Annotated in this window: 24 protein-coding genes; 13 read left to right on the forward strand and 11 right to left on the reverse strand. The window is 42.9% G+C overall.

Annotation, left to right across the window (positions count from 1 at the left end; genetic code table 11):
- The first annotated feature begins 170 nt into the window (after nucleotides 1-170).
- Nucleotides 171-1,220, forward strand: coding sequence for an NAD(P)/FAD-dependent oxidoreductase (locus HWX64_RS05230; RefSeq protein ID WP_175987894.1), 1,050 nt, complete (start codon nucleotides 171-173; stop codon nucleotides 1,218-1,220).
- A gap of 32 nt (nucleotides 1,221-1,252) precedes the next feature.
- Here HWX64_RS05230 and HWX64_RS05235 read toward each other — a convergent pair whose 3' ends face one another.
- Together HWX64_RS05235 and HWX64_RS05240 are read right to left on the reverse strand one after the other, a co-directional pair.
- A complete protein-coding gene (locus HWX64_RS05235) occupies nucleotides 1,253-1,957 on the reverse strand; it encodes a DUF421 domain-containing protein (protein WP_175987896.1) in 705 nt (234 codons plus the stop codon).
- Between the two features lie 125 nt (nucleotides 1,958-2,082).
- Entirely contained in the window at nucleotides 2,083-2,805 is a 723-nt protein-coding gene (locus HWX64_RS05240; protein ID WP_175987898.1) for a TerC family protein, read from the reverse strand.
- 219 nt (nucleotides 2,806-3,024) lie between these two features.
- Between HWX64_RS05240 and HWX64_RS05245 the strand changes: the two genes are divergently transcribed.
- A complete protein-coding gene (locus HWX64_RS05245) occupies nucleotides 3,025-3,423 on the forward strand; it encodes an ion channel (protein ID WP_175987900.1) in 399 nt (132 codons plus the stop codon).
- 139 nt (nucleotides 3,424-3,562) lie between these two features.
- The gene (locus HWX64_RS05250) at nucleotides 3,563-3,946 is read left to right on the forward strand and encodes a DUF454 family protein (protein WP_175987902.1); all 384 of its coding nucleotides are present in this window, start codon (nucleotides 3,563-3,565) and stop codon (nucleotides 3,944-3,946) included.
- A 174-nt stretch (nucleotides 3,947-4,120) separates the two neighbouring features.
- On the opposite strand, the gene HWX64_RS05255 is transcribed toward HWX64_RS05250, so the two are convergent.
- The 3 genes from HWX64_RS05255 to HWX64_RS05265 form a co-directional block, all read right to left on the reverse strand.
- Nucleotides 4,121-4,375: an ATP F0F1 synthase subunit C gene (locus HWX64_RS05255; RefSeq protein ID WP_175987904.1), complete on the reverse strand. Its 255-nt coding sequence runs from the start codon at nucleotides 4,373-4,375 to the stop codon at nucleotides 4,121-4,123.
- 221 nt (nucleotides 4,376-4,596) lie between these two features.
- Nucleotides 4,597-5,037 carry a hypothetical protein gene (locus tag HWX64_RS05260; RefSeq protein WP_175987906.1) on the reverse strand — a complete coding sequence of 147 codons (441 nt, stop codon included), beginning with the start codon at nucleotides 5,035-5,037 and terminating at the stop codon, nucleotides 4,597-4,599.
- Between the two features lie 9 nt (nucleotides 5,038-5,046).
- Nucleotides 5,047-5,385 (reverse strand): ASCH domain-containing protein, encoded by a 339-nt coding sequence (locus HWX64_RS05265; RefSeq protein ID WP_175987908.1) that lies wholly within the window; start codon nucleotides 5,383-5,385, stop codon nucleotides 5,047-5,049.
- 191 nt (nucleotides 5,386-5,576) lie between these two features.
- Between HWX64_RS05265 and HWX64_RS05270 the strand changes: the two genes are divergently transcribed.
- From HWX64_RS05270 to HWX64_RS05280, 3 genes are all read left to right on the forward strand, one after another.
- Nucleotides 5,577-6,524 carry a DMT family transporter gene (locus HWX64_RS05270; protein WP_368495569.1) on the forward strand — a complete coding sequence of 316 codons (948 nt, stop codon included), beginning with the start codon at nucleotides 5,577-5,579 and terminating at the stop codon, nucleotides 6,522-6,524.
- A 232-nt stretch (nucleotides 6,525-6,756) separates the two neighbouring features.
- Nucleotides 6,757-6,900 (forward strand): hypothetical protein, encoded by a 144-nt coding sequence (locus tag HWX64_RS05275; protein ID WP_175987910.1) that lies wholly within the window; start codon nucleotides 6,757-6,759, stop codon nucleotides 6,898-6,900.
- Between the two features lie 132 nt (nucleotides 6,901-7,032).
- A complete protein-coding gene (locus tag HWX64_RS05280) occupies nucleotides 7,033-7,668 on the forward strand; it encodes an FMN-dependent NADH-azoreductase (RefSeq protein ID WP_175987911.1) in 636 nt (211 codons plus the stop codon).
- Nucleotides 7,669-7,870: 202 nt separating this feature from the next.
- Here HWX64_RS05280 and HWX64_RS05285 read toward each other — a convergent pair whose 3' ends face one another.
- Together HWX64_RS05285 and HWX64_RS05290 are read right to left on the reverse strand one after the other, a co-directional pair.
- Nucleotides 7,871-9,148, reverse strand: a complete 1,278-nt coding sequence (locus HWX64_RS05285; RefSeq protein ID WP_254871041.1) for an MFS transporter — start codon at nucleotides 9,146-9,148, stop codon at nucleotides 7,871-7,873.
- Nucleotides 9,149-9,184: 36 nt separating this feature from the next.
- On the reverse strand, nucleotides 9,185-10,483 hold the full coding sequence (locus tag HWX64_RS05290; RefSeq protein ID WP_175987913.1) for an alkaline phosphatase family protein: 1,299 nt from the start codon (nucleotides 10,481-10,483) through the stop codon (nucleotides 9,185-9,187).
- 309 nt (nucleotides 10,484-10,792) lie between these two features.
- Here HWX64_RS05290 and HWX64_RS05295 point away from each other — a divergent pair, with 309 nt between their 5' ends.
- Genes HWX64_RS05295 through HWX64_RS05310 form a run of 4 tightly spaced genes read left to right on the forward strand, consistent with a single transcriptional unit; the run spans nucleotide 10,793 to nucleotide 13,269 of the window.
- The gene (locus tag HWX64_RS05295; RefSeq protein ID WP_254871042.1) at nucleotides 10,793-11,500 is read left to right on the forward strand and encodes a polysaccharide deacetylase family protein; all 708 of its coding nucleotides are present in this window, start codon (nucleotides 10,793-10,795) and stop codon (nucleotides 11,498-11,500) included.
- A 1-nt stretch (nucleotide 11,501) separates the two neighbouring features.
- Nucleotides 11,502-12,104 (forward strand): DedA family protein, encoded by a 603-nt coding sequence (locus tag HWX64_RS05300; protein WP_175987915.1) that lies wholly within the window; start codon nucleotides 11,502-11,504, stop codon nucleotides 12,102-12,104.
- Complete coding sequence (locus tag HWX64_RS05305) at nucleotides 12,101-12,601, forward strand: MGDG synthase family glycosyltransferase (RefSeq protein ID WP_175987917.1); 501 nt, start codon at nucleotides 12,101-12,103, stop codon at nucleotides 12,599-12,601. Before HWX64_RS05300 ends, HWX64_RS05305 begins: the two co-directional genes overlap by 4 nt.
- Nucleotides 12,538-13,269 (forward strand): hypothetical protein, encoded by a 732-nt coding sequence (locus tag HWX64_RS05310; protein WP_175987919.1) that lies wholly within the window; start codon nucleotides 12,538-12,540, stop codon nucleotides 13,267-13,269. The genes HWX64_RS05305 and HWX64_RS05310 overlap by 64 nt, the downstream gene beginning before the upstream one ends.
- Before the next feature lie 121 nt (nucleotides 13,270-13,390).
- Here the strand turns inward: HWX64_RS05310 and HWX64_RS05315 are convergent, their stop codons facing one another.
- The 3 genes from HWX64_RS05315 to HWX64_RS05325 all read right to left on the reverse strand — a co-directional run bounded on the left by HWX64_RS05315 (nucleotide 13,391) and on the right by HWX64_RS05325 (nucleotide 15,401).
- Nucleotides 13,391-14,182, reverse strand: coding sequence for a polymer-forming cytoskeletal protein (locus HWX64_RS05315; protein ID WP_175987921.1), 792 nt, complete (start codon nucleotides 14,180-14,182; stop codon nucleotides 13,391-13,393).
- 16 nt (nucleotides 14,183-14,198) lie between these two features.
- Nucleotides 14,199-14,831 (reverse strand): DUF4004 family protein, encoded by a 633-nt coding sequence (locus tag HWX64_RS05320; protein ID WP_175987923.1) that lies wholly within the window; start codon nucleotides 14,829-14,831, stop codon nucleotides 14,199-14,201.
- Between the two features lie 168 nt (nucleotides 14,832-14,999).
- Complete coding sequence (locus HWX64_RS05325) at nucleotides 15,000-15,401, reverse strand: HIT family protein (RefSeq protein ID WP_175987925.1); 402 nt, start codon at nucleotides 15,399-15,401, stop codon at nucleotides 15,000-15,002.
- Between the two features lie 320 nt (nucleotides 15,402-15,721).
- Here HWX64_RS05325 and HWX64_RS05330 point away from each other — a divergent pair, with 320 nt between their 5' ends.
- Nucleotides 15,722-17,776 carry a catalase gene (locus tag HWX64_RS05330; RefSeq protein WP_175987927.1) on the forward strand — a complete coding sequence of 685 codons (2,055 nt, stop codon included), beginning with the start codon at nucleotides 15,722-15,724 and terminating at the stop codon, nucleotides 17,774-17,776.
- Nucleotides 17,777-18,032: 256 nt separating this feature from the next.
- Nucleotides 18,033-20,171, forward strand: a complete 2,139-nt coding sequence (locus HWX64_RS05335; RefSeq protein ID WP_175987930.1) for an ATP-dependent Clp protease ATP-binding subunit — start codon at nucleotides 18,033-18,035, stop codon at nucleotides 20,169-20,171.
- A gap of 90 nt (nucleotides 20,172-20,261) precedes the next feature.
- Here the strand turns inward: HWX64_RS05335 and HWX64_RS05340 are convergent, their stop codons facing one another.
- Nucleotides 20,262-21,011 (reverse strand): Cof-type HAD-IIB family hydrolase, encoded by a 750-nt coding sequence (locus HWX64_RS05340; RefSeq protein ID WP_175987931.1) that lies wholly within the window; start codon nucleotides 21,009-21,011, stop codon nucleotides 20,262-20,264.
- 173 nt (nucleotides 21,012-21,184) lie between these two features.
- On the opposite strand from HWX64_RS05340, the gene HWX64_RS05345 reads away from it, so the two are divergent.
- Complete coding sequence (locus HWX64_RS05345) at nucleotides 21,185-21,514, forward strand: MGMT family protein (RefSeq protein ID WP_175987933.1); 330 nt, start codon at nucleotides 21,185-21,187, stop codon at nucleotides 21,512-21,514.
- Nucleotides 21,515-21,565 lie beyond the last annotated feature (51 nt).

Here is a 21,565-nt window from a genome sequence, read left to right on the forward strand (position 1 = left end):
CCTCCGTTTATATTGGATTGAATGATAACGATTCTCATTCTCGAACAATTTCATACTATAATTCTTTTTTACCAATGTCAAAGAATTTTTATTGCCAGTTCCACTTAAAAGAGGTAGTATGTAATTGAGAATGATAATCAATAATGATTGATTTCAGGGAGTGAACGGAGATGGAAGAGCTAGAATTATTTGATGTTACCATAATCGGGGGAGGTCCGGCAGGGCTTTACTCTGCTTTTTATAGCGGTCTCAGGGAAATGAAAACAAAGATCATCGAGTATCAGCCTACGTTAGGCGGAAAAATACATGTATATCCTGAGAAAATGATCTGGGATGTGGGGGGACTCACTCCTACTTCAGGGGCAGAGCTGATTAAGCAGCTCGTTCAGCAGGGGTTGACCTTTGATCCGGCAGTGGTGCTGAATGAGAAGGTTGAAAGCATAACCCAAAATGAGGAAGGCTTGTTCATTTTAGAGGGATCTTCGGGACAAAAGCATTATTCCAAGACCGTAATCGTGGCAGTGGGAAGCGGGATCATCAATCCTCAGAAACTTGATATCGAAGGGGCAGAACGGTTCGAAATTTCCAATCTCCATTATACGGTGAAATCATTGATGAGTTTCAAGGACAAGACTGTCGTCATTTCCGGCGGCGGCAACTCGGCTGTCGACTGGGCCAATGAATTGGAGCCGATTGCGAAAAAGGTGTACGTTACCTATCGCAAAGAAGCACTGAATGGTCACGAAGCCCAATGTGCACAGCTGATGAACAGCTCTGCCACCTGCATATTCCACACTTCCATTACTAAGCTGATGGCAGATGAGGATCACGAACGCATTGAAAGGGTTCAGCTGACGAACCACCAGTCAGGAGAAGTTTCTTATCTTGATATCGATGAAGTGATCATCAATCATGGATATGAAATCGATGCTTCGTTGTTGAAAAACAGCAGTCTCGATATCAAGATGGCGAATGATTTTTATATTGAAGGCAACTCTGTCAGTGAGTCTTCGATAGATGGACTTTATGCAGCAGGCGATATCCTGATGCATGAAGGAAAAGTCAATCTAATCGCGGGGGCTTTCCAGGATGCCGCAAATGCGGTCAATAAGGCCAAGAAATTCATCCAGCCTGAAGCCGATCGCATTGCGATGGTTTCTTCTCACAATGAAGTATTCAAGAAACGAAATAAAGAACTGGTCAAACAGTTGATGGAATAATCATAAAGCCCTCTCTGGATTCGGAGAGGGCTTTATTTGTACAAATAAATTCTAATCTGATCCTGCTTATCAATGGTAGCCAGCAAAACTTCATGGACGGAAGCGTTATAGGAAAGTTTAAGCTGGTTATTCAACCAGGATTCATCTTTGTTTAAATGCTGTAATTCCCCATAATTGATCTTTCCTTCTTCAATAATTGGAATCGGCAGATCAAATGGTTTATGAGAGGGCGTGAATTCTTTAAGAGTGACCGGCTGATGCTCACTCTTCATAAAAATGGAGATTTCCCCGCCAGGTTCCCATAGGGCCAGTGCTACTTTATGCACCTCTTCGGTTTGCTGTTTCCTTAATTCTGATAAAAGGCTGTCGAGCGGAATTCTTGCCTTTTTCAGGTTATGATAATTGATTTTACCGTTTTCAATCAGTGGGATGGGAGAGGGGTCTAACATTTTTTTTATAAAAGTAAACTTCAATGTGATGAACACACCGATAAGATATAACGAGACTAATGTACTCATGGTAATCATCGACCCTTTTAGTCCCAGTCCTTCGTCAGACAAGGGGTGAGCCATGATATTTCCTAATAGTAATGCCATGACAAAATCAAGGAATCGTAATTGAGAGATGGAGCGCTGTCCCATCAGTTTAGCGATGATCACCAAAAAGAAAAAACCTACGACAGCTCTCAATATCCATTGGACAGCTGTTAATGACTCCTGGCTGGCGAAAAAATCCAAAGCAACCCCACCCTTAGTAATTCATTGCTGGTAAACTACGATATAGTCTTTCCCGATGGCTCTTTTCGCATACTTTGTTGCTTTAGAACGAAAAAAAGATGCCCAGATGGCATCTTTTCATTTGATTAATTTGCTTGGCGAAGCCTGGTTTGGTCTTGAGCTCCTGAATGACGATTGACGAGGTATCCAATCAATAACACGGCCACAGTAAGACCGATTGTAATGGCATACGTCACCGGACCATGATGAATATCAAGGAGTTCAAGGAATTGATGATCTCTTACAATCATTTCACCTGCTGTAAATGCCAGGATACCTGCACCTAAGTACGCAATCCAGCGGTACTTCTCAAGAATTTTCACGATCGCTTTTGAACCGAAGATCATGATTGGGATGGAAATGAATACACCGAGTGCGATCATCCCGATGTGTCCATGGGCAGCACCGGCAACGGCCACCACATTATCAAGACTCATGACAGCATCAGCAAGGATGATGGTCGTTATCGCTTGTCTGATACCGGTGTGAGACTTAATATTCGCTTCACCTTCTTCCTCTACCAGCACTTTATATGCAATCCACAGAAGCAGAACTCCTCCGATTAAATGTACATAAGGGATCTTTAACAAATAAACAATGATTGCAGCAAAAAATATACGTAAAATGACAGCTCCTGCCGTTCCCCAGAAGATGGCTTTGTTTTGAAGCTCTTTTGGGAGCCCTCTTGTGGCCATGGCAATGACAATTGCATTATCACCAGACAGGATAATATCTATCGCAATAATTTTTAATAGGGCAATGATGGCCCCGGAAGAAATGGCCAGTCCCAGTGGAAATAGAAAATCCATTGTGGTTCCTCCTTGTATCTTTTAATCTAATGAAAATGAACACAACTTCATTATTCTATCATAAAAGAAGAATGATAGAAGGGCAGTTCAGAAGAAAAGTAAGGATGTACCTGACTTTGCCGAAGAAATGAAAGACCATTGGGAAATCAGGCGTTTTAGATGTTCTTTGAGTGGTTAAATAAATAGAAACACGAATTGATCAAGGAGGAAACTTCAGTTTTGGGTAATCTATTAGTATTTGGAGCCATCCTGTTTATTCTCGTTAACTTAATTTATTTCTTTAAAAATAAAGAATTCAAATACAGTTATTTCAGTACGAAAATGTTTTACAAACTATTCTTTGTGCTTATGGGGGTTACGGTAGCATTTGCCGTCCTTTATTATGGTTTGGGAATGAATGATACTGTTTTACGATACAGCGTACCGGGAGGCAAGCCAGTCCCGCACGATTTCGCGAACTATCTATACTTCAGCGGGGTAACCATTTTATCAGTCGGATATGGAGACTTTCTCCCCGTGGGCAATCTTCGTTTCTTTGCACTAATCGAAGCAGCCATCGGACTCCTTCTTCCATCCGCCTACTTCATGAGAATGCTTCATTCGAAGAACGAAAAATAAACGAAGGCCCGTCCCTCATTGCTTTAAAGCAATGAGGGACGGGCCTTCAAATGTTGAATAATTGTCACTTGTTATGAGTGGGGATGATTCATACAATAAAGGAAGAAGAAATTTGAACGGGGGGAGGGGAGCAGGCAGTATGAAGAGTATTCAGAAAGGTATTTTCATTGCACTCGGATTTATCTTTATGGGAATTGGCATCATCGGTATCGTGCTGCCGCTCATCCCTACTACACCACTTTTATTATTGGCTTCCTATTTTTTTGTGAAAGGTTCTAAACGATTTGAAGTATGGTTTAAAGGAACAGGTGTATATAAAAAGCATTTAGAAGGCTTTGTGCAGAATCGTTCGATGACGCTTCGCCAAAAGACGATACTCATGGTTTTTTCTGACGTGATGATTCTGATTCCGTTATTCATGACTGATAAAATCATCGTTAAGGTGATACTGAGCCTGATCATTGTGTATAAGTATTATTATTTTATTTTTAAGATTAAGACGGTGAAGGTTCGGAGTTACTAGCAGGATAATTGATCAATAGGATGAAAGTTTTGACCTAACTGTTTTCCCTTTTAAGAATATAACAAAACCCGCCTTGTAATAAGAAGGCCGGTTTCATTGACATACTAACTATCTTTGTCTATCTGCTGGATGCGGGCGGCTAGCTATCTGATTCCCACCCGCTTCATAAAACTATCAGTCATTATTATGCTTCCCCTTACAAAGAATCTTCAAAGAGATATATCCTAAAACCGATGCTAGAATCAATTCAGGTATGACTACATACCACAACATAAAGTCGGACAGTCTGCCTGCAGCTTCAGGCTGCCTGGCTATCCCTTCAAGTCCGTAGGCACCGGCCAATCCAATCCCCAATCCAATCCCCCAAAAACCCAACAGGGCAATAGCCGCGCCTATACAACAATAGAGCCATTTTGAGAAGTCTGTCATATTTCCACCTCCTTCGCACCTTTATAGTTACTATATTCAGTACAAAGAAAAGGGTATAGGTGAATGAATCTATTATTTGGCTTTTGTGCATGAACCGAAGTAGTTTATAAAAGAGAGAACCGATGGGAAGAATGACCATGTAAAAAACATACCGCTATGGCACGAAGCCACGCGGTATGTTTTTTTATTGCTTACATTGTAAACTGCCGGAATTCTACAACTCACCACAAATTCGGCTTAACGACCATAAACCAAAGCATGGCAAGCAGCAGGATAAGGTAAGTCCAAATCGTTCTCTTCAGTTTTGCTATCAAAGGTTCACGTTCCGTTTGAACGTCGTCAAACTTTCTGAGTGTCGGCGAAAAAGCCCGTGCCAGGAAGAATAGAGAGCAAAACATGATGAAAAGTGTCATGATGATCCACGGGGTTCCCCATGTCCACGGTCCCAATAAAACTAAAAGGACGCCCGTTCCCACCAGCACATGGCCGGCATGCTTGGATAATCGCACAGTAAACCGGAATGTATCCAGATACGGAGCCAAATCTTCTCTTGAAGCAATCCGGAGCTTCTTGATCATCGGAAGTAAAATAAAAAATGGACCGATGGAAGCCACTACACTCAGTACGTGCAAATATATGATGAATCGATAGAATAAATCCATTTTCCCATCCTATTCGTTTACGGCACTGAATTCATGCACCCATACCCGCATTTTTGGATGCCAAGGCATTCCCGGATGATAAGAGAGGATCGTTTCTTTATATTCTTCAACAGTTTGAAAGCCTTCCTGCTGTGCATGTTCATCGGTCAATTCACCAAGGGACTGGGAATATACTTTATCTACTATGTACTTATTCCCCTTTAATTCCATGATTTCACCAACGTCTGCATAACGTCCGTTTCTTCGGGTTGCTGTCTTTTTACCTTGCAGCACCAGTTCAACGTCTTCCTCTTTTGTTACGAGGCGGTCGATGGTACATGTTTTAGGCGGTAATTCCTGCTTATTCATAGTCAATCACTCCTTTCGCTATATACTATAGCACAAGTTCTCCTGTCTATCTCTATATCGTGAAAATCTCATTCAAAACATATTTTTTACAGAAATTTGGCGATTCACCGTAGTAAAGAAGTAAAAGGGGTGATATGATGAAATGAAATCAAACGCAGGAAACATGACTGCAGAAATCCAGAGAAAAGGTCTTGAGTGCATTGAAAAAATGGCAGACATACTTAGTGTTGGTATTCATCATGATGGTTTGGGGATTCAATGTCCCTGCTTTAAAGACGCTGGTAACAGAATTCACACCCGTGACGATTACAGCACTGCGCATCTTCACGGCAGGGATCACGGTATTTATCATTCTGGGAATCATGAAAAAAGTACGGATTCCTACAAGGCGCGAGAGCCTCTTTATCATTGGGGGCGGACTTTTGAATGTAGTCAGCCATCATTATTTTCTATCAGTGGGATTAACACAGACCACTTCCACCAATGGAGGTCTCATCCTCGGGACAGGGCCGCTGCTGACGGCACTGCTGGCTTCCATTCTTCTTAGAAATCGGCCGACTGTCATCAAGGTGATTGGATTCATACTTGGAGGAATCGGGGTTTCCATTATTGTATTATCAGGAGGGGAAGGAATCGGTAATCTGAATAGGGGCGACGGGATGGTGTTCATTTCCATCTTTTCGCAAGCGCTGAGCTTCATTATCATCAGCCGCGCAGCCAAGACGCTGGATCCCCGTTTATTAACAGGCTATATGCTTGTATTCGGATCAGTGATTTTGTTCATGATCGGCTTGATGAAGGAGCCCGGGGGACTTACCCATCTAGGCCATGCTTCCGTAGGGATCTGGGTGCTGTTTTTTGCTTCAGCGATGCTTGCGACTGCAGTCGGACATATGCTGTACAATCATTCGATCGGCAAGCTGGGAGCGGCCGAAACCTCAATCTTCCTTAATCTCAATACGTTCTTTTCATTAATAGGAGCTGCATTATTCCTGGGAGAAAAGATCACTTCCTATCATCTATTGGGACTTCTATTCATCATCCTCGGAGTCATTTGCGGTGCCGGAACCCTCGAAGAACTCATACAAAAGAGAAAAAGACAAAGATTTTATTCTAAACAACACAAGCATCAAATGTAATGCAGAGCCTATCCACAGTATAGTGGGTAGGCTTTCGTAATAATCTCAGCAAAAATTTAGAGGATTTTTTATGGGAATAAAGAATTATATAGGTATGTGTAGTATAGTAATAAAGTCCTCTGGATATTTCGGTTAGTGAGCATTACGATGCGAAACTTTTGTCACGGTATAATTTCAGGGGACGGTGACACATTATACATAACATTCATAAACATTACGGAGGTGTTGATAGGTGGACAATAAACCATTTCATTACGATGGAAGCAACCACATGGCCAGCGGGGCACCAACAGAAAATGAACCATTCGAATTGACTGAAGAAATGAGAAAAAATATCGCAGGAAACCCGTTCCAAGCGGTGGCAGAGGAAAACTAGGAAAAGGGATGTTGTCAGAAATGGCAGCATCTTTTTATGTGAAAAAGTCTTTGCCGCCCTTCCGCGAATAGAATATCAATTTCTTCACAAAATGAATAAGACGAAAAAATTGATGATAAGGAAGGGTTCAATATGACAAAAGTATTATACATCACCGCTCATCCACATGATGACAGCATGTCCTACAGTATGGCGGCAGCGAAAGCTTTCATCGACACATATAAAGAAGTAAATCCAGATCATGAGGTGATACATATCGATTTATACAAGGAGCACATTCCTCATATCGATGCTGATGTGTTCAGCGGCTGGGGAAAGCTGCAGTCAGGAAAAGGATTTGAAGAATTATCCCCGGAAGAAAAACAGAAAGTGCAGCGTTTGAACGAGCTTTCCGATCAATTCACAGCAGGTGATAAATATGTATTTGTCACTCCTTTGTGGAATTTTTCTTTCCCGCCGCTCATGAAGGCATACATTGACTCGGTTGCGGTTGCGGGGAAAAGCTTCAAATATACTGCAGAGGGTCCTGTGGGACTCTTAACCGATAAAAAAGCTCTGCATATCCAAGCACGTGGCGGGATCTATTCTGAAGGACCAGCTGCATCGATGGAAATGGGCCACCGCTATCTGGAAATCATCATGCAATTTTTCGGTGTGCCGTCGTTTGAGGGGGTATTTGTGGAGGGACATGCAGCCAATCCCGATAAAGCGGATGAAATCAAAGCAAACGGAATTGCACGGGCAAAGGATTTGGCACATACATTCTAATGAAAAGCGCCTGGCCACTCGAATTTGAGGGCACAGGCGCTTTTATTAAATTATAAGAAAGTATAAATCCTACAAGGAGTATGGTCCAGCTCCAGCGCCTAGCCCCTCGAGACGTTTCGGTCCGCCCACTGAAGTCAAAGAGCGACTTTACCGGTCGGCCCAAGAGCGCTTGTCGCGGCTGAACAAGGCGCTTCCGCTTTTCTTATACGATGGTTGGTTTGTTTACTTCACCGGCTTTGGGTTCAGGTACCAATGCAAGGATGATTAATCCGATAATGAAGAGAATGACCAGACTGAAGACCCCGCTGCTCGAATCCCCCGTAACTTGTGCAGTCACCCCGACAAGGAGCGGACCGAGGATGGAGGCGAATTTACCGAAAATATTATAGAATCCGAAGAACTCATTTGAATTCTTCTTTGGGATCAATTTGGCAAAATAAGCCCGGCTGAGTGCCTGGATCCCGCCCTGGGAAGAAGCGACAAGCATGGCGAGAATCCAGAAATCCATGGTCGTTTCAAGGAAATAGGCATAAATACAAACGATAATATAAATGCAGATTCCGACATATAGCATCTTTTTACCCGTAAATCGTTCTGCAAGGCGGCCGTAAAGAATCGCGAAAGGTCCTGCAACCACCTGGGTGACGAACAGGATGATCAAAAGGTTTGTCGCCGTAATGCCAAGGTCCGTCCCATACGCGGTAGACATCGTAATGATCGTTCCGACTCCATCGATATAGAAGAAATAGGCCAGAAGAAATAAGAAGAGGGCACGATACTGCCTGATTTCTTTAATCGTCTTGCCTAACCTTTTGAAACTGTTCACCACGGGCTTCGGTTCCCTTTCGATAAAGTAACGCTGATGAACATTTTTGATAAGCGGAATGGAAAATAGTCCCCACCAGACAGCGGTGATCAAGAAAGCGATTTTGCTTGCAATGGTCGTCGATAGCGGCAGGATCCCGTTTTGCGATAGCACAATAATCGCGATACTGATGATAAAAGGGATGGTACTCCCGATATAACCGAAACCGAACCCTCTTGAAGATACTTTGTTCATTCTTTCCTCTGTTGTGACATCTGTCAGGAAAGCATCGTAGAAAACATTCGACCCCGCGGAACCGATGGCTGCCACTGTATAAAAGATGAGAAGCAGGAGCCACTGATCACTGGGTACAAATGCAAGGATCGCCGTAAAGATTACCCCCAGGGCAAAGAAAAAGGTGAAGAATTTCTTTTTATAGCCTTGGTAGTCCGCAATCGTACCTAAGATCGGACTCAGCATCGCAAGAATGAAGGTAGCAATGGCAACGGTATATCCTAAATATGCAGTGGAATCCGCTGCACTGACACCCGCGTTCGTGGCTGCAGCTTTATAAAATAGGGGGAAAACCGCAGTTGAAATAATGATTGAATAGGCGGAATTAGCCCAGTCATAAAAAATCCAGCTGCTTTCTTCCTTGGAAAATCGCTTCATCATACCATTCCTCCCCAGGAACATAATCCCTTAATAAATCTATTCTTCAATGAGTTCATCAAGTACTTTCCCGTCTGTCTTACCTAAGTCGAGACCGAGCAGCCTGGCGAATGTAGGGCCTTCGTCCACAAGATGCATGGCATGTAGCTCTTTGTGAGGGACGATGCCTTTTCCAGCTGCGATGAAGATCGTGGTGTAGTTTTCTTTCTTTGGAGAGTAGCCGTGCGAGCCCCATGTATACCGTTTTTCTTTCACATCTTCAGGAGTGATTTCATGAATGATAGCACCATCAAGGTTATCTTTAAAGTAGTAGCCGAACACGGCTTCCAGCATAAAGGCACATGTGTGGTCGGCACCCATTTCTCCAGCTTCTTCCCCGGTGTAGATCTGTTGGATCCCGTTTGATGGTGTTTCATAGAGGTCATAAAGAAGTTTCTCCACCTCTTTTTTGACAGATGAATCTTTTACATAAACGTAGGCAGAACCGTCACAGCCTTTACAATAAGCCTGCCAGTCTTTTACCCTGCCTCTTCGGTCAAGGGAGATGAACCCCTTTTCTTTGAATAAAACATTTAATTGGATGGCTTTGGATTCATCAAGTGCACTGTGATCGCCAAGTGCAACGACAGCAGAGCTTTCATATATTCCTGCTTCCTTGAGAGCCTCTATGATTTTACCCAGCCTATTGTCGTGACGGCGGATGGCAGAATGGGCTTCCTCAGAAGAAAATCCATGATAATGCCTCTGGGTATCAAGGTCCGTAAAGTGAACAAGCAGTAAATTGGGCTTCTTCTCTCTGATCGTTGCAATCGTCGACTCCAAAACGAAATCATCAAGTTCGGGCTGATTGAGCCCCTTTCTGATATGGCCAAAGCGGCGGTTCAACCTTAATTGGTAAAGAGGTGTCCCGTTAAAAAGGGAAACAGCGATTTGATTATGCCAGGAGCTGTTGGCGAAGATCTCAGGCATGTTATAATCGATATCTGCTTTTGCTGTAACAGGCCATAATAGAGCAGCTGTCTTAAAGCCGGCTTTCTTTGCTTCATCATAGAGGGTGGTGCCTTTAATATGACGGCGGTGCCAGTACCAATCGGGAGACACCCTGCCAGGTTGAATGAACGTATTATTAACGATACCGTGCCGGTTTGGAAAATTTCCGGTCACGATTGTGGCATGACATGGATAAGTGACAGACGGATAAATGGTTTCGACATTTTTACAGAGGGATCCTCTTGAAAGCAGTTCGTTGAAGTGGGGGAGATCCTTTATTATGGGATGATCCTGTGATGATAAGCAGTCAAATGAAATGACGATCAAGTGCTCAGTAAGACGGGTCATAAAGTCCTCCAACATGCTTGATAAGTTTGTACTATATACCTATTAATATAGCAGAAGATTCAGAATAAAAATATGCTTTCTTTCAAGGTGCAGGTAAAGTGAGGCTGTAAAGGGGTGCCGGATTTGGAAAAAGCTTCGTATCCCATCCAGGGTTACCGTCTTGGCAAAGAGGGTAAGGAATATTGATAAAATATATTAACCATTATAAGATGGCATAGGGCTAATAAATCAGGTTATCCTTTTTATTTGGACCAGCCCTGAACACAGAAATTGTCTGGCAATTCATATCGCTGGGAGTGCAACTATACATTGGTTGGTTTATTGATCCTAATCATAGGCATATTTTTTATTTATTCTATTGTAAGTACAATCGTCATTCGATGGATGAATGTGAAGATCATCAGAAGGGTCCCGCATGATCATACCATTGCATTGACATTCGACGACGGCCCGCATCCCGTCTATACCCGTGCCCTATTGGACTTACTTAAAAAACACGGCGTCAAGGCAACATTCTTTGTGGTGGGTGAGAATGCAGAACAGAATACAGAATTAATCAAACGGATGCGGGCTGAGGGCCATGCATTGGGGCTTCACCATTACCGGCATGTATCAAGCTGGTTCTTGAGCCCACTGGGTTTAAAGAAGCAATTGGAGAGAACGAATGAAATATTAGAACGGATAACCGGTGAATACACGTATTTATACCGTCCTCCATGGGGACATCTTAATCTATCTTCATTATTCATCACCAAGCGTTACCGCATTGTCATATGGTCTCATATTTTTAAGGATTGGAAAGTAAAGGAGTGCAAGGAACACTTGCCTCATCGCTTGAAAAATGCAGACTCTGAAGGGGCTGTGTATGTGCTCCATGACAGCGGGGCAACGCTTGGCGCCGATGAGGAAGCTCCAAAGTATATGTTAGAATGTTTGGACGCATTCATTGAAGGTGCACTGAACAGAAATATCCGGTTCATCCCCCTTGATGATGCAACTCAGTATAAGGAGTCTTGACATGGGCAGCGAACAAATCATTCATTATATACAAGAGTACAGTTATTTCATCATTTTTCTTTTTTTATTCTTTGGGATTGTAGGGATTCCATCACCTGAAGAATCGCTGCTGTTTTTAGTCGGGGTCTTAGCAGTTCATGGCCAATTATCGCTGCCATGGGGCATCCTGTTTTCATTCTTGGGAACATTTGCAGGGATGACCTTCGGATACTATGCCGGAAAGCTTGTGGGTTATCCCATCATCAATAAATATGGAAAATGGATTGGAATTACAGAGGAGAAGGCAGTGACATTTGAGGCAAAGTTCACGAAAAACTCATCGAAAACGCTCATCATGGGTTTCTTCATGCCAGGACTTCGTCAGGTCGCTCCTTATTTATCTGGAATTTTTTCAATTAGCATAGTGAGATATCTGATTATTTCAGGTGCGGGCTCACTTCTTTGGGCCATCGCCTACATCCTGCTGGGATGGGGGCTCGGGAGTTCGTTTCCGATAAATCCGAATTATGTTCCTTATTTAGGGGTTGGGCTTTTGGTCATTTTCTTAGTGACTTCATTGACGCGCTATTTAAGGAAGAAGAGGAAAGAGAGGGGAAAGATTTGAAAATCATCTTATTGTCCATGTTCAGTGTACCGACTGGACATGTCAAAGTAGCAGAAGTAATTCAGCAGAAGATTAAAGAAAACCATCCGGATGCAGAAGTAAAGATTGTTGATTTCTTATCTTTCTCGAATCAATTGCTGGAAAATGCGGTATCAGGCTTTTATTTAAAGTGGATCAAGGCATTTCCTGAAAGTTACAAACGATTTTATTCACAGTTGATGATGAGCGATGACTATACAGGGATGTTGAAGAGCCTTTCAATATGTTCCATCTTTTTTGAAATGAAACTCAAACATTTAATCGAAGAAGAAAAACCATCGCACATCATATGCACCCACTCATTTCCGTCAAGGATTCTGGGGAAGCTGAAGAAAAAGTATCCGGCTTTCGCACCAAAAACGGTGAATGTGTATAAGATTTCTTTATCAACGGAGTGTGGGATAAAAAGAATATTGATTTCCATCTGGTTCCGAGCAATGATACGAAACAGGAATTAATCCAAAAACATTCCGTTCCTTCAGATCGGATCTTTTCAACAGGGGTTCCTGTTTCAGATATCTTTAAAGGTGGAAGGACAAGGGAGACAAAAGCAGAATCGGCTCCTAAACATCTTCTGGTTGCCGGCGGGAATAATGGGTTATGCGTGCTGCAGGAATTCATGATGAATCCTTCTTCGGCTCAGCATTTTACGTTCACCGTCCTATGCGGTCACAATGAAAAATTGTTCAACATGCTCTCGGATCAACCAAACATAACACCATTAATGTATATCGATGACCGGGAAGAACTGAATGCGATTTACGATTCAGTTGATGCCATCATTACAAAACCCGGCGGAGTCACAATTACAGAAGTATTAAATAAACGAATACCGATTTTCATTCATGATTATTTACCAGGTCAGGAAGAAGTCAATCTGGAATTCTTAAAAGAAAATAAATTGGTCTATCTATTAAATAATGATCATCCAATAGAAATCATCACTGCTATTCTTAATGATAAACAGGAAATGAATGATCATCTTGTCCGATTACACCAATACCTTTCTTCCATCTCAACTAGTGTCGATGAAAGCTTGCAAACACTGATGAAAATAAACCAAGAAGACCTGTTGATCCAGCCATCCATGAAACAAGCAAGCGTCTCAAAAACCATACTGAATTAGTTTCAAGGCCCGTCTTCACTTTAAAGCAGTGAGGGACGGGCTTTTATATAATTAGAAAAAACCAGGAAAGGATATCCCGGCTTATTTCAAGGATATTAATGTGGAAACCTATCAAAAGGATTTAATTCTTCACAGTCTTGCCTACTTTACTGCCATCCTTTACATCAAAAGTGCCGGAGTATTCAACCGTTTCGATTTCGCAGTTTTCCCCGATTTTCACATTCTTTCCCCTTACCAGCTTTGCCTTCGTGTTTTCAAGGTAGATATCATCGCCTTCAATTAAATCGGATCGAAGGTGGTCTTCACGCTGCATGAAGAAGTTCACGACCTGCTTGAATAGTTTGGAGGAATGCTCGTTTTTCACTTCAATCATTTCTCCGCCAATTTCCTTAATATAGGATTCATGGCTTATTTTAATATCAACTTTATCGGCACTGAGAAGTCCTTTGATGGCGACCGATCCCCTTAAAATGAAGGTTTCCGCTTCGCAGTCTTTCTCCACTTTCAGTGAACCATGTGATCTAACCTCTCCGCCGTGAAGCTTGCCGTCTATTTTCGTTGCTCCGCTTGAACTAAACTCCTTGCATGCAAGGTCCTCACTGATTTTGCTTGATCCGCTCACAGACATTTCAGCAGCAGTGACCGAACCCTCGATCTTTGTGCTTCCACTGACGCTAATCTCTTTCGCGTTGATGCTCCCGGTAATTCTCGAAGACCCGCTGCATGAAAATTCTTCAGTCGTAATGTCCCCGTTAATTTTCCCGGATCCTGAGATTTTAAGGTCTTTACACTCGATATCACCTTGTATCGTACCGCTGCCGCTGATTTTTACAGAATCGAACTGACCGCCTCCCGAGGTACCAGACCCGCTGATTTTCAAGTCATGCAATTCCTTTTTCTCAACTGTACTCATCCTGTATTCCTCCCAATTAAAAATTAATTTCACTTGTTAACTTGGTTTTTAATTCTTCAACTATCTGGAGTAAATCGAGCTTCACAATCGTCTCGGCCGTCTGATCAATAATAGTGGCGGATTGGAGCGGAAGCATTATCCATATGACCATATCTTGTTTACGGAGTCCTCTTAGTTCATATGAAGGACTATTAGAAGCCTCGAAGTTTTCATCCAAAAAAAGAAATAGTGTTTTTACATCTTCTTTGTTCAAGCGGGTTCGCACTTTTTCAAGAATGAACATATTCAGGATGTCTCGAAATTCAATTGCTTTCACGTTCTTCAAAAGAGGTGTGCAGAACGATATGGTGTCAGATAGGAGGATCTTTTGAAGCCTTAATGAATCCAGTGGGATTTCAATCTTCGCCGGATTCGGTGAAAAGAAATCGGATAATTCATCAAGAGAGTGGGTATCTTTCAATTCTTTCACTTTTTCTATCCTTGCCAGCATCTTTTCTCTTGGAAAGAAAGTTTCCTGGCCAGTAAAACTGGACTTCTTGATAAACCAATCTTCCGGGATGATATTCTTACGCTTCCAGCGATAGAGCTGCCCATAAGAGATACCTGTCAACTCCAGAACTTCCTTTTTGGATATAAGGCCGCTATCCATGTACACAACACCTCATTTCATCTGTAACAAAACATTGTTACGTTTCCTATTCACACTATAGCAGAACAATGTTACGTTTGTAAATGATTTTTCAGGTTTTTTTGGAAATCAGGGATAAAGGCCCGTCCCGCAGTGCTTAAAAGCACTGCGGGACGGGCCTGAGAGTGTTCATTTTTTTCGTTTGTTTTCAGGCTGCTTCAACCAGTAGCGGAGGCCTTTTCCGGCAAGCGGTTCATCGTTGTAGCGGGGAATGATATGAAAATGGCTGTGAAAGATGAATTGATTTGATACTTTCCCTACATTCCAACCTAGCGTATAACCGTCTGCATCAAAACGTTCATCAAGATAGTTTTTTGCTTTTTGCAGCAGTTCATATGTATCGTTCCATTCTTCTTTTGTCAGCGCGAAAGCATCTTGCTGATGTTTCTTGGGCACGATGACACCGCAGCCTTCGAGCACCTCCTGCTGAAGATTGTGCTGAAGGAAATAACAAGTGTCATTTTCAAATATGATGTTCTGATCTGGGTCTTCATGCGGATGGCAGAAGGGGCATTTGCTTTCATCGTTCATGGAATACACTCCTAATTGATGGAATTTTCTTTCTTTTTAGAGTATAACATGGGTTTTTCCGGTGGAGAACGGATATTTGGGCTCTGATACGAGGTGGGAATGTTGAGGAAAAGATTTTCGGACAAAAAATGGATGTACGGACAGATTTGTAGATAAGCGGACAAAACTATTGAATTACCGGCAATTCTAAAAAATTGTCACTTTGGGCGGTTCCAAAAATCAGTCCTTCCCACATCGACATTCCAAATTATGTTTATATCCAGTTAATAAGGGTAGAAAACCAACAGAGAATTTACATAGTAAATGAAAGGGTTGAGAGAATGAGTAACGAGAAGAATAACAATGTTAACGAAAATAGTAAGAATGAACAACTTGAACAGTATCGGGTGGATGACAGCGGCAAACATCTGACTACCAATCAAGGACTGAAGGTGTCAGAAGATGAGTTTTCCCTGAAAGCCGGTGAACGCGGCCCTACTTTGATGGAAGATTTCCACTTCCGTGAAAAGATGACTCATTTCGACCATGAGCGTATTCCGGAGCGCATTGTCCATGCACGGGGATTTGCTGCTCATGGTGAATTCGAAGTCTATGAGTCTATGAAAGAATATACGAAAGCGGGATTCCTGCAGGATCCTTCCAAGAAAACTCCAGTATTCGTCCGTTTCTCGACGGTGGCAGGGAATAGGGGGTCTGCAGAAGCAGTCCGTGACGCACGCGGGTTCGCCACTAAATTCTATACGGAAGAAGGCAACTACGACTTAGTGGGGAATAACATTCCAGTATTCTTCATTCAGGATGCCATCAAATTCCCTGATCTTGTACACGCGATCAAGGCGGAGCCTCACAATGAGATGCCTCAGGCAGCGACAGCCCATGATACCTTCTGGGACTTTATAGCCAATAATCAGGAGTCCGCCCATATGGTCATGTGGGCCATGTCGGACCGGGCAATACCACGCAGTTTCAGAATGATGGAAGGATTCGGTGTTCACACTTTCCGCTTCGTCAATGAAGAAGGAAAAGCCCACTTCGTCAAGTTCCACTGGAAACCGGTTCTCGGTACTCATTCTCTCGTCTGGGATGAAGCACAAAAAATCAATGGTAAGGATCCTGATTTCCACCGCCGTGATTTGTATGAGTCAATTGAAAACGGGGATTATCCTGAATATGAACTGGGTGTTCAGCTGATTAAAGAAGAAGACGAATTCAACTTCGACTTTGATGTACTGGATCCAACAAAACTTTGGCCAGAAGAAGAGGTGCCTGTGAAAATCATCGGTAAAATGACACTGAACCGGAATGTGGATAATGTGTTCGCAGAAACCGAGCAGGCAGCTTTCCACCCTGGATCTGTCGTACCTGGTATTGATTTTTCAAATGATCCATTATTACAGGGACGCTTATTCTCTTATACAGATACACAGCTTATCCGTCTTGGAGGGCCGAACTTCCATGAGTTGCCGATCAACCGTCCGGTTTGCCCATTCCATAACAATCAGCGTGACGGATATGGCCGCCATACCATCAATAAAGGGCAGGTGAGCTACCATAAAAATTCTCTTGCACATAATACTCCTGCACCTGCAAGTGAAGAGGAAGGCGGATACACCCATTATCAAGAGAAAATGGAAGGACGCAAAGTCCGAGCCAGAAGTGAAAGCTTCAAGGATCACTTCTCTCAAGCAACCCTGTTCTGGAACAGCATGAGTGAGCCGGAGAAGGAGCACATGATTAATGCTTTCAGTTTTGAACTGGGGAAAGTCATGAATGAATCCATCCGGCAGCAGGTGGTCGATATGTTCGCACATGTCAATCTGGATCTGGCAAAAGGCTTTGCAGAAGCAATCGGTGCCAAGCTTCCGGAAGGACCGGGAACTAAAGTAACCAAATCGTCCCCTGCCCTGAGTCAGGAAAACACGATCAAAAGACCCCATACGCGTAAAGTAGGGGTTATTGTAAGCAATCAATTTGACGGAGCCGATGTAGCGAATGTCATCGACACTTTAAAGGAAGAAGGCCTCCAGCCGGAAATCATAAGCAATAAGCTCGGCGTGTTAAAAGGAGTGGATGGAGAGGAACTTGAAGTCGACCATACTTTCTTAACGTGTGATTCAGTCCTGTTCGACAGCTTATACCTGGCAGGCGGAAAAGTCACAGATAAAAATTTCAAAGAAAATACAGCTTATTTTGTAAAGGAAGCCTTTGCCCACTTTAAGCCGATCGGGGCTACTCATGAGGGCGCACATCTATTGGAAGAAATCGGAGTCAAGGGCGCTTCGGGAGTGGTAACAGGCGAAGATTTGAAAACATTCACCTCTGAATTCATCAATGCCGTGGCTGCACACCGCCACTGGGATCGCGAACTGGTTTAGGAATAAGTGATAATTGTAAAGGAAACTGCCGAATGAGGCAGTTTTCTTTTTCAACAGGCTCTGATCAAAATCATTTATCTTTTTACATAAAGTTCCACAAACAAAATTCTTGAAAGTCAAATAAGGTCAAACTATACTATGGTTATAAGGTCAAAGAAAGTCAAAGTCAAACTTCGGATACACTTGACCTTGAAATGTTTAAATTATTTCTAAACTTACTAAATATAATCCATAACTCATGAGGAGGTAACATTGTATGAAATGTCAAGTATGTCAGCAAAATCAGGCAACGGTTGAAGTATTTAAAAGAGTCAACAATCATAAGACAAGAATGCATATGTGTTCTGCTTGTTTTCAACAGCAGCAGTCGAAGATGCCTTCTGGTTTAAATGGGGGATTTCCATTTGATGAATTATTCAAAGGCATGAATACGGGCGGACATCAGCCTCAAGCATTTGGAGGTCAGCCTCATGGTCCTGAAACACAAACTGGAGGCAGCGGCGGTAATGGGATCCTTGATCAATTCGGACGCAATGTGACCCAAGCTGCAAAAGCAGGACTGATAGACCCTGTCATCGGAAGAGATAAAGAGGTCGAGCGTGTGATTGAAATCCTGAACCGCCGAAATAAAAATAATCCCGTTCTCATCGGTGAGCCGGGTGTTGGTAAAACAGCGATTGCGGAAGGACTGGCACTGAAAATCACAGCTGAAGATGTTCCTTCCAAGCTGTTAAATAAAGAGGTTTATGTCATGGACGTAGCCTCTTTGACAGCCGGTACAGGAGTTCGAGGATCCTTTGAAGAGCGATTGAAAGCAATCATCAGCGAACTTCAAAACCGCAAGAACGTCATGTTATTTATTGATGAGATTCATCAGTTGGTTGGTGCCGGATCTGCTGAGGGTTCGATGGATGCAGGCAATATCTTAAAACCGGCATTAGCTCGCGGTGAATTACAGGTAATCGGTGCGACTACACTGAAAGAGTACCGCCAAATCGAAAAAGACGCAGCCCTCGAACGCCGGTTCCAGCCAGTGATGGTGAATGAACCAACTCCTGAACAGGCGATCGACATCTTAAAAGGACTGCGTGATAAGTATGAAAGCTACCACGGTGTAACGTTTACCGATGAAACCATAGAGGCTTGTGTGAAGCTTTCTCATCGTTATATCCAGGACCGGTTCTTACCGGATAAAGCAATTGATTTAATGGATGAAGCAGGTTCTAAAATGAACCTTCAGTCTGAAGGGAAGGACACATCAGCCCTGCATAAGAAGCTAAATGAGGTAAAAGCTGAGAAAGATCGTGCAACGGAGGAAGAACGATACGAGGAAGCGGCTAAGCTTCGTGACAAGGAAAAAGAAATAGAGAAGCAGCTTCAAAATGGAAATTCAAAGGAAAAATCAGTGGTCGAGCCTGAACTTATCCAATCAATCATTGAAGCGAAGACGGGCATTCCGGTCGGGAAGCTTCAAAGCGATGACAAAAAACGCATGAAAGAGCTTGAGACAAATCTTTCTAATAAAGTAATCGGTCAGGCTGAAGCTGTGAAGAAGGTAGCGAAAGCGATCCGCCGAAGCCGTGCAGGTCTAAAGGCTAAGCACCGTCCGATTGGTACGTTCTTATTCGTGGGGCCGACTGGTGTCGGTAAAACAGAATTAACGAAAACACTTGCTGAAGAACTATTCGGTTCAAAGGATAGCATGCTCCGTTTAGATATGAGTGAGTACATGGAGAAGCATTCCGTATCCAAACTGATCGGTTCACCTCCGGGATATGTAGGCCACGAAGAGTCAGGACAGCTGACGGAAAAGGTAAGAAGAAACCCTTATTCCATCCTTCTGCTGGATGAAATCGAGAAAGCCCACCCGGATGTACAGCATATGTTCCTGCAGATCCTTGAAGACGGACGATTGACTGACAGCCAGGGCAGAACGGTCAGTTTTAAAGATACCGTGATTATCATGACAAGTAATGCAGGGGTCACAGATAAGAAAGAAGCGGTCGTGGGCTTTGATACGGTAGGCACTGATGCAGTGAAAGAAACCAATATCCTGAAGTCATTGGGTGCTTACTTCAAGCCTGAATTCCTGAACCGTTTTGACAGCATCATTGAATTCCAGTCACTTGAGAAAGAGGAACTCCTTCAAATCCTTGACCTGATGATTGCTGATTTGCAAGCAGAGCTTAACGATCAAAAGATAACGGTTACCGTTGAAAAAGATGCAAAAGAAAAGCTGGCAGAATTAGGCTATCATCCTGAGTTTGGAGCGCGTCCATTGCGCCGCGTTATACAGGAGCAGGTGGAAGACAAGATTGCTGATTTACTTCTTGAAGAAGAGGATATCAATGAAATGATAGTCTCTCTAGAAAACGATGAAATCGTGGTTAAATGAGGATTTATTCAGGGAGCATCTTTGGAGGAATCTCCCTGATTATGGAAAAAAAGAGCAGGATCCAAGATTAATGGATCCTGCTCTTTTTGATTATTTGAATTCACCGGAAGAGAGTACCCGGTCAATCGCCTGGGCAACTCCATGATCGGTATGAATGCCTGTTACCCAATCGGCGGCTTTCTTCACTTTTTCCTGGGCATTTCCCATCGCCACTCCAAAGCCTGATTCCCGGATCATGGCGATATCGTTCATACTGTCACCGACAGCCATTACTTCTTCCATGGAAAGATCAAGCCATTTGCATACCTTTACAAGGGCAGCAGCTTTGTTCACACCGGCTGGATTGATTTCGATATTCGTCGGACTGGAATTGGTGATCTCAAGTGCTTTATTTTTCATCAATTCATCCATCACCACTTTACGGACTTCATCTTCTTTGATATCGAAACCAAACTTTAGCCAGTCATAGGCATCAATCCCTTGATCAAAAGGGTTGTGGGTATTGAATAACCCCTGGGTAGTCGAAGACCAGAAATAGATATCGTGTTCTTCCTTCAATGTCCAAAGCATTTTAACAAGCTCTCTATCAAGCGGCGTACTGTCGACCAGGTTATAATCATGATCGTAGATCTCCCCGCCATTTACAGTGATCAAATAGGAAGAACGGCCAAGCTGATCTGAAATCTCCCTGCAATTTCGAAGAGAACGCCCTGTACTCAATACAACATGAATCCCTTTTTCCTTTGCCCTTTGAATGGCTTTTTCATTCTCCGGAGAAACCTCTCCTTCGTGATTGACAAGCGTTCCATCCATATCTAAGGCAATCAGTTTTATCGCCATTTCACCATCACGTCCTCTCTTTAGCTAATCATTAGTTTAATATAAATAGATAGATTATTGTAGGAAAGAGGCTTGTCAGGTTCTGCTGATCATCATCTTTCTTTTCATCCCCTATTACTATTGCATATAATCAGGGAGACTAAACATATCAGATGATAAAGGAGTAATTTCAATTGGAAAGTTTTACAGAAAGGGCAATAAACATAATAAAAAATATCCCGTTTGGCAAAGTCATGTCATACGGTCAAATTGCAGCATACGCAGGGAGCCAAAGGGGAGCAAGGCAGGTGGTAAGAATCCTTCATTCGATGAGCGGCAAGCATCAGCTTCCCTGGCACCGGGTGATCAACAGCAAGGGAGAAATCGGCTTTCAAGACGAAGAACGATTTAATCAACAAAAAGACCACCTTGAATCAGAGGGAGTATGCGTCAACAATAAAGGTAAAATTGCCTTGGATATCTATCAATTTCATCCCGAAGTTCCGCCAGAAGAGTATGAATGATTAAATATATTTAAGTAACACGTGAAATCACCTACGGAATTACGGTATAAT

It is taken from the genome of Bacillus sp. Marseille-Q1617 (assembly GCF_903645295.1).
GTDB lineage: Bacteria > Bacillota > Bacilli > Bacillales > Bacillaceae_B > Rossellomorea.

Excerpts from the sequence above, each read along its gene's own strand:
- HWX64_RS05230 (WP_175987894.1), top strand. The coding sequence starts at position 171 with ATGGAAGAGCTAGAATTATTTGATGTTACCATAATCGGGGGAGGTCCG.
- HWX64_RS05240 (WP_175987898.1), bottom strand. The coding sequence starts at position 2,805 with ATGGATTTTCTATTTCCACTGGGACTGGCCATTTCTTCCGGGGCCATC.
- HWX64_RS05250 (WP_175987902.1), top strand. The coding sequence starts at position 3,563 with ATGAAGAGTATTCAGAAAGGTATTTTCATTGCACTCGGATTTATCTTT.
- HWX64_RS05255 (WP_175987904.1), bottom strand. The coding sequence starts at position 4,375 with ATGACAGACTTCTCAAAATGGCTCTATTGTTGTATAGGCGCGGCTATT.
- HWX64_RS05260 (WP_175987906.1), bottom strand. The coding sequence starts at position 5,037 with ATGGATTTATTCTATCGATTCATCATATATTTGCACGTACTGAGTGTA.
- HWX64_RS05265 (WP_175987908.1), bottom strand. The coding sequence starts at position 5,385 with ATGAATAAGCAGGAATTACCGCCTAAAACATGTACCATCGACCGCCTC.
- HWX64_RS05280 (WP_175987911.1), top strand. The coding sequence starts at position 7,033 with ATGACAAAAGTATTATACATCACCGCTCATCCACATGATGACAGCATG.
- HWX64_RS05285 (WP_254871041.1), bottom strand. The coding sequence starts at position 9,148 with ATGATGAAGCGATTTTCCAAGGAAGAAAGCAGCTGGATTTTTTATGAC.
- HWX64_RS05290 (WP_175987913.1), bottom strand. The coding sequence starts at position 10,483 with ATGACCCGTCTTACTGAGCACTTGATCGTCATTTCATTTGACTGCTTA.
- HWX64_RS05300 (WP_175987915.1), top strand. The coding sequence starts at position 11,502 with ATGGGCAGCGAACAAATCATTCATTATATACAAGAGTACAGTTATTTC.
- HWX64_RS05315 (WP_175987921.1), bottom strand. The coding sequence starts at position 14,182 with ATGAGTACAGTTGAGAAAAAGGAATTGCATGACTTGAAAATCAGCGGG.
- HWX64_RS05320 (WP_175987923.1), bottom strand. The coding sequence starts at position 14,831 with ATGGATAGCGGCCTTATATCCAAAAAGGAAGTTCTGGAGTTGACAGGT.
- HWX64_RS05325 (WP_175987925.1), bottom strand. The coding sequence starts at position 15,401 with ATGAACGATGAAAGCAAATGCCCCTTCTGCCATCCGCATGAAGACCCA.
- HWX64_RS05330 (WP_175987927.1), top strand. The coding sequence starts at position 15,722 with ATGAGTAACGAGAAGAATAACAATGTTAACGAAAATAGTAAGAATGAA.
- HWX64_RS05335 (WP_175987930.1), top strand. The coding sequence starts at position 18,033 with ATGAAATGTCAAGTATGTCAGCAAAATCAGGCAACGGTTGAAGTATTT.
- HWX64_RS05340 (WP_175987931.1), bottom strand. The coding sequence starts at position 21,011 with ATGGCGATAAAACTGATTGCCTTAGATATGGATGGAACGCTTGTCAAT.